Below are 11,272 nucleotides of genomic sequence, written 5' to 3'. Positions count from 1 at the left end.
GGGGCATCTTTTATTCTTCCGCATGTAAACCTATTTTATTTCCTTCACTATCTAAAATCATCGCGATATAGCCTACAGGGCCAAATAGCTGTTTGGGCTCTATAATTTGACCTCCAGCAGCTTCTACCTTATCGAGTACAAGTTGAATACTTGGGCTCGCATTGAGGTAGACAATTGTTCCGTGTTGTGAAGGTAGTGTAGTGGATTTTGCTAATACTCCCGTTACTCTTCCAGACGTAGCTTGGACAACGGTTGGATTAAAAGGAAAGAAAACACCTTCATTAGCTCCATCCCCTTGTTTGATCATGTCTATAGCCAAAATGGTTTCATAGAATTGTTGTGCTCGATCAAGATCTGTAACTGGAATTTCAAACCAAGTCAGTACATTGGTTTGTGAGTCAATTTTTTTTAGTTTCTGCATGTTGAATCATTTTTCAACAAAATAATACCATAGAAAGGAGATATACCTGTGACTAATGTCACATAATTCTGCGTTTTCTTATACGACTTAATGTTTCTCTTTTTACACCTAAAAAAGAAGCAAGTTGAGAGAGAGGGACTCGTTTTAAAAGCTCGGGTTTGGTCCTTTCTAAGTAAGCTAATCGCTCTTCAGTGGAATACAATTGGAAAACAGTAGATAATTCTTCTTGCTTGATGGCATACAAACGAATACAACATCTTCCTAGGGCTTCAATGGCTAAGGAATGTTTGGCAATGTCAAACAATTTTTCTTTATCAAAAATGATTGCGGTTAAGGGCTCAGTAGCAATAATATTAAAATTTGATTTTTGACCTGAGCCGAAACTACTGAGGTTGGTTGCTATTTCATCTTCAAAGTAAAAGAAGGTGTTTTTAATTTCCCCATCAATTTCATAATAGCTTTTGCATGAACCACTTTCAATATAAAATAAAGAATTACATACTTCTTCTTCTTTTAATAAGAATTCATTTTTCTTAAATACCTTTTTACTTAATGCAGGTTGAAGTAATTCCCAGTTTTCAGCAGTAAAGGGAGTTAGTGAACGAATGAAAGTTAAAATCTTAAGCATGGGGTTGTTTTTATTAGAGAGAAACAAATGTCTTTTATTTATTTTAGTAATCAAGCGTTTGCTTTCTCTTTTTTAAAATAAGTTCAATTTCCTGATGTATAGAGGAGATTTAAATCGTTGTTCAACGATTCATTATAGTATTGTTTTATACCTTTTATTCGTGGATATATAGGAAAAATAATAAAAGACCTAATTATCTTTGTTAGTGAGAACAAGTAAATAAATTATTTATTTACTTGTTTGAATTCTTTTTTGAAAGAATAAAGTCGCATTTGGTACGAGATAAATAGTGGGGACTACTAATAATGAAATTTCATTTTCAGTATTAGCAAAAAATCTTAAAAACGCGATGGCTCTATAGCATCAAAAAAGAAAACAACAAATAATTATTTTTATTCCTGCTGTTAGATGTACAATCAAACAGCAAACAAGTAGCTCAAAAGGCGCTCTTTAAAAAAAGAGTGCTTTTTGCATTCCTAAGGGATGTTAAGGAATGGTATAAGAAGGAAAATGCTGTGTGTGGATTGCGAAAAAAAGCAAGGTGATTTTTTGTGTTGACTAAAAAATCACCCTATTTTCTATCCTAGTAAAAGAGAGAAAAGCTATTCTGCCTTTAATTTGGCTAGTACTTCTTCCTTCTCATTTTTAAGTAGTAACGTAGTTGATTTAATTTCAAAAGAGGCACTATGGTTTAGTACATCAATAAACTTTTGTTCGATTTCAAGGTTTGGACATGCCATTTGTGTAGAAACTATTTGGCTAATAGTAAGCGTGTTATTCTTGCTTTCATAGCTTGCTCCAAATCCATTACATCCTAAATTTCCATTTACACTATGATCTGGATTAAACGTTAATTGAGGCTCCTTAGGAAAATCTTTATCTAATGTGATAGCCTGGTTGTTTAATTCCGTTAGTTTCCAAACAGTTCCTACAAGTGCAGTAGGGGTAACAGCAACTTGTTCTGTAGCCGTTTGATCTTGTGGTGTAGCTGTTTCTTTTTTACTGTTACAAGACACAGTAGCGATTGCCAAAGCAACGATTAAAGTGATTTTTTTCATATTTTTTTTACTAATGTACATATAATCGAGATTATTTAAGAATTATATGTGTTATTTTGACTGCAAAATTCATAAAAAAACACCTAGTCAAACAATGTATATATGCGAATTTTTATTACATATTAGGTGTGAGGGGGTGTGTGCTTTTCTATCTGTATTTAAAATTTTGTTGTATTTTTTCTTTTATTATGCTAATTGTTGTGTGTTATTACTACTTTTTTAGTGTTATTTTTGTATTTTAGTAATTTGTAAATTGAAAGAGTTACTACCATTTTATAAATTACGCTTTGTAATAGATTCGGTAAGAGAAAATTAGATGTTTTTGTGAATATGGATAAATTAATAGTAGAAGAATTTCACCATCGTGCGAATACTAGTTTATACATTAATTGTAGGAATCTTCATGAATTAATAGAAGAAAGGACAGCTACTATTTTTAGCCCTCATAAATTAAATTTCTTTTGTATTCAGTTGTATGTACAAGGAGAGGGAACATATGCCGTTGATTTTAATCCAATAGCAATTGGTGCCAAAAAGGCATTAGTAATTGCCAAAAATCAAATGGGACAATTTATCAAACCCGTAGACTATGAGGCTAAAGTGCTCATATTTACCGAAGACTTTTTTTGTATCGATGAACTTCACTTTCAATTTTTTTACACCACGAATCTCTTCACTTTATCGGAACGCTTAGCCTTGTTAGATGTAAACGAACATTTCAATGAATTAGTGTTGTTGTTTGATTTGATTCGAAGTGAATTAGATAAAAAGGATTATTTGAAAAAGCAACAAGTACTCAATAATTACCTATTTAATATTCTGTTACTTCTTGAAGAATGTATGGATCAGATGGAAGTAGAAAAACTGACGATCTCGAATGAAAGATACATTGTATCCACATTTAAAGCCTTAGTAAATAAAAAGTTAGATAAGAGCATGAGCGTAAAGGACTATGCCGCTGAGCTCAATTTAAATGTGAGAACCATCCAATATGCTTTTAAACATGTAGAAAACAGAACGCCTTATGATTGGATCTGCGAGCGAATAGTAATGGAAATAAAGCGATGCTTGCTCTATAAAAACATAACAGTCAATGAGATCTCCATTTTTTTAGGATTTAAAGAACCCAATCACTTAACGGTATTTTTTAAAAAACAAACGGGTACAACGCCCATCAAGTTTAAGAACAATTTCAAAAATTAGTTTTGATATTTTGTAGAAATAAGGGGTGTTTTCATAGAGATACTGACATACAATACTTCCAAGTTTCATTTTTTTTAGCCTTAAAGTGGAACAGATCTTTTTTTAATTCCTGCTTTTATAGTTCGATTTTTTCAATGCGATAGAAGTGAAAAAGCATGGAATTTACCCCATCTATTCTTTTGTTAATGATGGGTTCATTATAGGGTCATATGGCCTTTCGGTATCCAAAAAATCGTAATGATTCCCTAACAATTCAATAACCTTAAATTCTAGGTGTAAAATCAATTATTTCACTCCTTTACTAAACCAAACTTCTGATTAGTTTTGAGTGAACAAGAATTAAATAAGCGCCGATGTATTCAGTATCTGACTAGAGAATATACTGAAGAAGAACGAATTACTTTCGAAATAGATGTACTGTTTGATGAAGAGCTAAAAAGCACCTATGAAACATACAGTTTGTTGTGGAAAGCTTACCCGACCAATCGTGAAATTTGGCAGGAAGCCAAAGAGCAATCACAAAGAAAAAAACAGGTGAACTCTTGGTATATCCGAGTTGCTTGTACGATTTTGGTGCTGATTAGCAGTTTTATGATGACGTATTTACTGGTTCAACCTACTGTAAATCCAGCAGATGCTGAATATCGTATTTACACTAATGTTCCAGGAGTGCGTAAACAAATAACATTAGAAGATGGCAGCGTCGTTGTGCTTAATGGACAGGCGCGTTTGCAATACACACAAAATGACTCAATGCGCTTAGCTTGGTTAGAAGGCGAAGCCTTTTTTGATGTCGTTAAAAATGTAAATAAAAAATTCGTGGTTAAACACGAAGACTTAGCGATTGAAGTCGTGGGGACGCAATTCAGTGTCAATACCTTGGGGCAAGAGAAATGCGTAGCCTTGCTTTCTGGAAAAGTATTGGCCAAATTAGGCAATGGAGAACAACTATACCTCAAACCCAATGAGCAATTAGTATGGAATACAAGCCTAGGGGAAGTCAAGCGATTCAAAACCAATGCAGCACAACAAATGAGCTGGCGCAATGAAACGCTAATCTTTGACAATACCCCTTTAGCACAAGCCTTAATTCAAATCAATCAGTTTTACGGAGTCACTTTTGTGATTCAAGATCCTGTTTTTGCACAAAAGCGAATCACAGGAGTATTCGATCAAGTAACCCTAGAAGAATTCATACAAGCGCTAGCTTTTGTGGCCAACTGCACCATCACTTTAAACAATACCAACTATTTAATCGAACCTTATGCCCAATATCCTCTATCAAAAAAGCAGCCCTAAGCCAGAAGATGATCTGGTGTTGTTTCAAGAAATAGCGCAGGGAAATAGACTCGCTTTTGAACGGTTTTATGTTAAGTATTACCAGTATTTATGTCGTTTTGCTTTGAGTTATGAGAAAGACCTATACCTCGTTGAAGAAAAAGTATCAGATGTTTTTTACTATATCTGGCAAAAGAAAGAAGAGTTAAGTAAGATTGAAAATCCCAAAGTCTATGTTTTTACTATGACGAAGAATATGCTGTTTCAACAGAAGAAAATCACTAGAAAAACAATGCTAGACTTGGAATTTGAAACCGTAGAACACAAACATTATGTCTCCACGATTGAAGACGATATCATACAGTCTGAACAAGAGGCCGACTTGCGACAGGCGCTCCTGCATATCATAGATAAGATTCCGCCTAAATCAAGACGCATCTTTGAGATGAGTCGAATTGACGGATTGAAATACCAACAGATTGCAGATATTTTAGATCTATCCGTTAAGACCATTGAGAACCATATGCACATTGCTCTTAAGACAATCGCCCTGGCACTAACCCAAACAAATAAAACTAAATAACCTACACCATGATGAAAAAAAGCGTCTTGCTAGCCACCTTAACTTTAGCTAGTATAGCAACACAAGCCTCCTCTTTATCTGCCGTCCCAAACGAGCAATTACAGGGACAAGTAAAGAAAACGTCTAAATTAAAATTAACCCAAAATCAGGCAACGCTCAAACAAGTATTTGACCAAATAGAAGCGCAAACGCAGCAACACTTTGTCTATATTGCGGCTGATATTCCAGTAAGTAAAAGCTATGAATTTACAACAGAATATGATTCGCTAGAAACGTTACTTCATTATATTGAAGCAAAGGCCCAGGTATCTTTTCAGACGCAAGGGAATCAGATACTTGTGAAACCCAATACCCAAGTGCAAGAGCGAATCCTAGAATTTAAAGGAAAAGTAGTCGATCAAGATGGGCTTCCAATTATTGGCGCCAATGTACGCGATAAAGACAATGAATTCATCGCAGTAACAGATATAGATGGACAGTTTACGCTGACCGTAACTAAAGCGCCCATTACACTTTCTTTCTCCTTTATGGGATATAAAACCAAGGATTTGAGCTTTTCAAAAAACAACCTGAATATCTTAGTGAAGTTGGAAGAAGACAATCAAATGTTAAGCGAGATTGTTGTTACTGGACAAGGAGCCGATGTACAGAAAAAGCGCTTGGCAAATAATGTAACCGTAATCAAAGCGAGTGAATTAGAAAAAATCCCTGCACAACGGGTAGATCAATTACTCGCAACCAAGTTACCCAATGCACAAATCAACCTTACAGGTGGACAAGCGGGATCTACTTCGTTGATTCGTTCACGTGGTGTGAACTCTGCCTTTTTAAGTAGTACACCTATCATTTATGTGGATGGAGTACGCTTGGATAACAACAATACACGTGCTGCTCTTGGTGGTAGTGCACAAGGGGCTTCAATGAGTTCTATTGCGGATATCCCCATGGATAACATTGAGAAAATAGAGTTTATCAATGGAGGAGCAGCGACGACGTTATACGGATCGGATGCAGCCAATGGTGTTATTCAAATTTTTACCAAAAAGAGAGGAATGCCAGGAACCTATGTCAATGTATTTACAGAAATGGGGGTGGAAACACCAACGACAGATTTCTTGTATTTTGATCGTACGAAAGACTTGTTGTTTGAAAATGGATTTTATCAAAAATATCGCTTAAACCTCAATGGAGAATCAGATAGCGGCTTTGGTTATAATTTCTCAACAAGCTATCAAAATTCATCAGGAGTACAGATACACAAGCAAAATGAAAATCAAAAATTTGATTTAAGTTCAGGGTTTCATGCGAAGCTTTCAGATGATGTAACCTATGAAAGTTCATTCATGTATGTACACAACGCCTATAAACGAAATAGAAACGGAAACCAAGGAGGATATACAGGATTGTGGTTTGCAGAAGATGGAGCCTCTAAAATAACAGGACCTGGTTTTAAAAATCGCCTAAATGAACTGACAGAGGAGGAATTTGCAGTGATGAAAGAATTTGTGAATAATGCAGAGCGATTGCAAGACAACAACATTGTAGTGAATCGATTTACAACTTCTCAGCAATTCAAATATAATCCTTTAGAAAATCTATCTTTTAAATTAGTAGGAGGATTGGATTATCGTATTCAAGATCAAGAGAATATTGAAACCAATGAATACTTGACAGCAACGAAAGGGCAGTTGATTAAAGATCAAGGAAGTATTCAGAAAATACAGCGCAAATATCTAGGATTGACTGTGGAGTTCAATGGACAGCACAACATCAATGTTGGGGATTTCTCTTTCATTACAACAGTAGGAGGACAATTATTTAGAAATTCTGATAATCAAACGTTGATTGAAGGACGAAATATTCGAGATGGAGCCTATTCAATTTCAGAAGCGGCTATTCGCACTAGTGATGAATACATCAGTGAAGTATTAAACTATGGATTTTATCTTTCGGAAAACGTAGGATATAAAGATAAGTTGTTTTTGGATGTGGGGGTACGTGGGGACCGTAACCCTTCATTCGGAAAGAATATCGGGGTACAATACTATCCTAAAGTAGGGGTATCGTATATGATGTCACAAGAAAATTGGTTTGCCAATCCGGTTGTGAATACACTGCGCTTGAGAGGAAGTTATGGAGTAGCTGGTAATTTACCACCTGCTTATGCCAATGAAAAAACAGTTGCTTTTGATGGATACCTCGGTGAACAAGCCACGCGTTTTAGCCAACCTGGTAATGATGATTTACGCCCAGAGAAAACACATACGTGGGAAACAGGAGTTGACGCTTCATTTTGGAATAACCGCTTGACTTTATCTGTGGGGTATTATTACTCTAAAACCAAAGACGCCTTGTTCTATGTACCACCAGCACCTTCTAGTGGATATACGAAAAGTCAGTTGTACAATATAGGTGAGATTGAAAACAAAGGATTTGAGATGAACTTTGCGTTGGAAGTTGTGCAGACCCAAGACTGGAACGTTTCGCTTACAGGATCTGTCAATACCTTGAAAAACAAAGTATTAAGTACGGGTGGAGCACCTGCTTTTAATATCAATGGATTCAGTTCTAGAACATTACAAACAGTCGTAGAAGAGGGAAGACCAGTTGGATTTATCCGTGGAAACTATGGAGTAATAGGAGAGGATGGAACGTTAAAAGAAACTATTCCACAAGCGTATTTAGGAAGTACAATTCCAGAAGTATTTGGTAATATCGGCTTGAATTTACGCTATAAAAACTGGAGCTTATTTGCAAATGCCAATTACCAAACTGGAGGATATGCAGCCAATTGGGATGCCCAATTTAGATATAACTATGGAGCATCGGATGATTTTGTACCAAAAGAAGAAATCGATAAAAACGGAAGAACCAATTGGTTGAACCTAACCAATCGCTTTGTAGAAAAAACAGATTACCTCAAAATTAGAACCATTGGATTATCGTACTATTTAAGACCTTCTAATCCGAGTTTATATCAGTCTATCACCTTTGGATTTACTGTTGCGAATCCATTCAATTTTACTGCTTCATCTTTTGATCCTGAAGCGACAATCAGTGGTGCTGCTCAAGGTCAAGGAGGAGCATCAACAGGAGGAATTGCCTATGCAACGTACTCTGCACCAAGACAATTTTTAGGATCTATTAAAATTAATTTCTAAGTCGACCATCATGAAAAAAATAAGTATCGCTTTAAGTGTTGTTTTTACCTTAGCCCTAACAACAGTAAGTTGTGTGGATAATCCGTATGTAACCGAAGACAATTATTTGAATAAACCCAATGCAGGCCATAGCTGGATAATTGGATTGCAAAAACAAATGGCCTTAACGACCAATATTATTGTCATTAATGCCGAAATCACCTCTGACAATTACTTCAATAATTATACGCAATATTCGAAAGTATTTGATCAACCTCAAATTGATTATTTTGATCCCGATGTCAATAATTTACAAGCGAGTATCCAAGCATTGCGCGAAATGGCTACGTATGGTTTAGAAGTTGTTTTACCCAAAGATCCAACTTTGACCGAAACGGATATTGCCTTTATGAACTTCTGTAAAGGATATGCAAATCTATTAGGTGGAGAGCTGTTTTTGGGTTTACCTGAATCCAATTTAGGCCCAGTTATTACGGCTCAAGATATGTTGAAAAAAGCCATTGAACAGTTTACAAAAGCCTATGAATTAGAAACCAAAGCAGACACTAAAAATGCGTATGCTTTGTTTATCGCACGAGCCAATTACCGCTTGGGAAATAAAGCACAAGCGAAACAATATGCAGAGCTGGCTATCGCTACGCCAAATTTATTGTACAACATTCAGTTTGATGGTAAAAATAGCGTGCCTAATGAAATGCAAAATGCAACGTATGATGCATTGCCTAATCGCTTAGCTCCATTGCCTCGCTTAGATTACCTTGATCCGAAATTTTTCTCTGTGGGTACCCCACAAAATGACCAGAAATCATTAGCACTAGCCAAAGGGGAAGAAGGATATCTAATATTAGCCGAAATTGACTTAGCTGCGCAAGATATAGCAGGAAGTAAACACCACCTATATCAGCTTTTAGATTTGGTTGCTTCTCGTCCAACGGAATTAGTGGACGATAAAAGAGAAACGAGAAATGGAGGAATCCGTCCAGATTATCCCCTAAAAGAAGTAAAGGTTCGATTTGATGCCCAGTCGCCTGAAAAAGAAGGATATGTAGTCGATCGTCAAAAAGGAAAAGTATGGGTTAGTAAAGTATCGGGAACCAAAGTAACAAAGACTGACATTGAAGCAATTACTACCTCAGATGAGTTGTTGTATACGATTTATTTGTTGCGCCAAGAAATTTTCATTAGCGAGGGACGTCGTTTAGCTGATTTGGGAATTAAATTTCCTATTTCGCAAATTGAAGCGGGAAATAATGCCCATGTTTCTGCTGAATATACCAAAGCATTAATTCCTGACTTTATTCCTGCAAAGACAGGGATGGATGATTTTACAACGGATGCAACAACTGGAACTGTAACGATGAAATACGATATGAATAAGGTATTGGTTGCGCATAAGAATAGCCCGTATATCTTGCCTTTATTTAAATAATACCTAGACGATGAAGAAAGTAATTTTAAGTATAAGCTTGAGCTGTGTGTGGGTATGCACCAGCTGGGCACAAGAAATAAAACACGTAATCTTAGTGAGTATTGATGGATTCCGTCCTGAATTTTACCAAGAAGAACAATGGGGAACGCCTAATTTAAAACAAATGGCAAAAAAAGGAGTATCGGCGAAGGGAGTGCGCACTATTTTTCCTTCTGTTACCTATCCTTCCCATACGACCTTGTCTACAGGAACACTCCCACATAAGCACGGGGTGTATTACAACACAACAGTAGGTGAAAATGGTCAACCAGGCGAATGGATTTACGACAGTAAAGACATTAAAGTCCCTACAATTTGGGAAAAAGCCAAAGCCAAAGGATTGATTACAGCTTCAGTTTCTTGGCCGATTACGTTACACAATGCGTTTATTGACTACAATTTACCAGAAATATGGGATTTTGAACGCCCAATGGATCGCATTACCCCAACGAAACAATATGCAACACCTAAAGGTTTGTTTGATGAGGTTATGACCCAAGCCTTGGGGCAAATTCACTACAATCAGTTGAATTTGAGTAGTCTGGCAATGGATGAGAACTTAGGGCGTAGTGCTGCGTATCTCATCAAAACGTATAAACCCAATTTGCTAACCCTACATTTACCCAATACAGACGGCGCACAACACAGTGAGGGTAGAGAAGGAGAAGAAGTAGCACGTGCGATTGCAGGCGCAGATAAAGCGATAGGGAATATTTGGGATGCAGTGGTTCAGGCCGGATTAGAGAAGGAAACACTCTTACTTGTAACAGGAGATCACGGATTTGTATCTACAGATTTTAGTATTGCACCCAATATTTGGCTAAAAGAAGCGGGGCTATTGGATCGTGCTTTTTTCTTTTCGACAGGAGGAAGTGCTGTCTTACAAGTGAAAAATTCCAAAGATCAAAAGATTGTGGAAGAGGTGAGTCAACTCATCCACAAACTGCCAGTACGCTATCAAGCCATGTTTGAATGTATTGATGAATCCATGATTCGCGCTAGAGGAGGGGAAACAAAAGCGAAATTGGCCTTATCAGGAAAATTAGGCTATGCGTTTTCGAATCAATCAACGGGAGAAATCGTTACCCCAAGTAAAGGAGGAAAACACGGGTATTACCCTAATTTCCATGAGATTTATACTGGTTTTGTGGCGTATGGCCCAGGATTGAAAGCTGGATTAGTAATTGATCAACTGAATTTAGAAGATATTCCTGTACTAATTAGCAAGGTTTTGCAATTTGAAATGGAAGAAGCTGAAGGAATGTACTTGCCTCTTTTTGAATCAAAAAAATAAGAGAAGTAGTTGTATTTTAACTGGAAAAGAGTGGAGATGTAATCTTCACTCTTTTTTTTACGCGGTTTATATAACCGCGTATGGGGGAATATAAATCTGATACAAGAACGACGGAAAGTATTGGTTATAGATTAGTTGGAAGGTGAAAATGTTTCATCATTTATTTTATACCTTTAGC

The 11,272-nt window shown here is 36.4% G+C and carries 9 protein-coding genes; 6 read left to right on the top strand and 3 right to left on the bottom strand.

The features are described 5' to 3' along the window. Nucleotides 1-10: 10 nt before the first annotated feature. From AWV75_RS09820 to AWV75_RS09810, 3 genes are all read right to left on the bottom strand, one after another. Nucleotides 11-421: a VOC family protein gene (locus tag AWV75_RS09820; protein ID WP_060874189.1), complete on the bottom strand. Its 411-nt coding sequence runs from the start codon at nt 419-421 to the stop codon at nt 11-13. A gap of 58 nt (nt 422-479) precedes the next feature. Continuing rightward, on the bottom strand, nt 480-1,049 hold the full coding sequence (locus AWV75_RS09815; protein WP_060874188.1) for a Crp/Fnr family transcriptional regulator: 570 nt from the start codon (nt 1,047-1,049) through the stop codon (nt 480-482). Between the two features lie 602 nt (nt 1,050-1,651). After that, entirely contained in the window at nt 1,652-2,107 is a 456-nt protein-coding gene (locus tag AWV75_RS09810) for an META domain-containing protein (RefSeq protein ID WP_231738083.1), read from the bottom strand. 330 nt (nt 2,108-2,437) lie between these two features. Here AWV75_RS09810 and AWV75_RS09805 point away from each other — a divergent pair, with 330 nt between their 5' ends. The 6 genes from AWV75_RS09805 to AWV75_RS09780 all read left to right on the top strand — a co-directional run bounded on the left by AWV75_RS09805 (nt 2,438) and on the right by AWV75_RS09780 (nt 11,094). Further along, nucleotides 2,438-3,310, top strand: coding sequence for a helix-turn-helix domain-containing protein (locus AWV75_RS09805; protein ID WP_060874186.1), 873 nt, complete (start codon nt 2,438-2,440; stop codon nt 3,308-3,310). Between the two features lie 324 nt (nt 3,311-3,634). Then, nucleotides 3,635-4,609 (top strand): FecR family protein, encoded by a 975-nt coding sequence (locus AWV75_RS09800; RefSeq protein WP_060874185.1) that lies wholly within the window; start codon nt 3,635-3,637, stop codon nt 4,607-4,609. Then, entirely contained in the window at nt 4,575-5,171 is a 597-nt protein-coding gene (locus AWV75_RS09795; RefSeq protein ID WP_060874184.1) for a sigma-70 family RNA polymerase sigma factor, read from the top strand. Before AWV75_RS09800 ends, AWV75_RS09795 begins: the two co-directional genes overlap by 35 nt. 8 nt (nt 5,172-5,179) lie before the next feature. Continuing rightward, nucleotides 5,180-8,332 (top strand): TonB-dependent receptor domain-containing protein, encoded by a 3,153-nt coding sequence (locus AWV75_RS09790; RefSeq protein ID WP_060874183.1) that lies wholly within the window; start codon nt 5,180-5,182, stop codon nt 8,330-8,332. 10 nt (nt 8,333-8,342) lie between these two features. Further along, nucleotides 8,343-9,761 (top strand): hypothetical protein, encoded by a 1,419-nt coding sequence (locus AWV75_RS09785; protein ID WP_060874182.1) that lies wholly within the window; start codon nt 8,343-8,345, stop codon nt 9,759-9,761. A gap of 10 nt (nt 9,762-9,771) precedes the next feature. Then, nucleotides 9,772-11,094, top strand: coding sequence for an alkaline phosphatase family protein (locus AWV75_RS09780; protein WP_060874181.1), 1,323 nt, complete (start codon nt 9,772-9,774; stop codon nt 11,092-11,094). Nucleotides 11,095-11,272 lie beyond the last annotated feature (178 nt).

It is taken from the genome of Myroides odoratus (assembly GCF_001549985.1).
Lineage (GTDB): Bacteria > Bacteroidota > Bacteroidia > Flavobacteriales > Flavobacteriaceae > Flavobacterium > Flavobacterium odoratum_A.
This window is presented reverse-complemented; position numbering and strand designations above follow the sequence as displayed.

Coding starts and splice junctions, on each gene's coding strand:
- AWV75_RS09785 (WP_060874182.1), top strand. CDS start 8,343: ATGAAAAAAATAAGTATCGCTTTAAGTGTTGTTTTTACCTTAGCCCTA.
- AWV75_RS09780 (WP_060874181.1), top strand. CDS start 9,772: ATGAAGAAAGTAATTTTAAGTATAAGCTTGAGCTGTGTGTGGGTATGC.
- AWV75_RS09790 (WP_060874183.1), top strand. CDS start 5,180: ATGATGAAAAAAAGCGTCTTGCTAGCCACCTTAACTTTAGCTAGTATA.
- AWV75_RS09795 (WP_060874184.1), top strand. CDS start 4,575: ATGCCCAATATCCTCTATCAAAAAAGCAGCCCTAAGCCAGAAGATGAT.
- AWV75_RS09815 (WP_060874188.1), bottom strand. CDS start 1,049: ATGCTTAAGATTTTAACTTTCATTCGTTCACTAACTCCCTTTACTGCT.
- AWV75_RS09810 (WP_231738083.1), bottom strand. CDS start 2,107: ATGAAAAAAATCACTTTAATCGTTGCTTTGGCAATCGCTACTGTGTCT.
- AWV75_RS09805 (WP_060874186.1), top strand. CDS start 2,438: ATGGATAAATTAATAGTAGAAGAATTTCACCATCGTGCGAATACTAGT.
- AWV75_RS09820 (WP_060874189.1), bottom strand. CDS start 421: ATGCAGAAACTAAAAAAAATTGACTCACAAACCAATGTACTGACTTGG.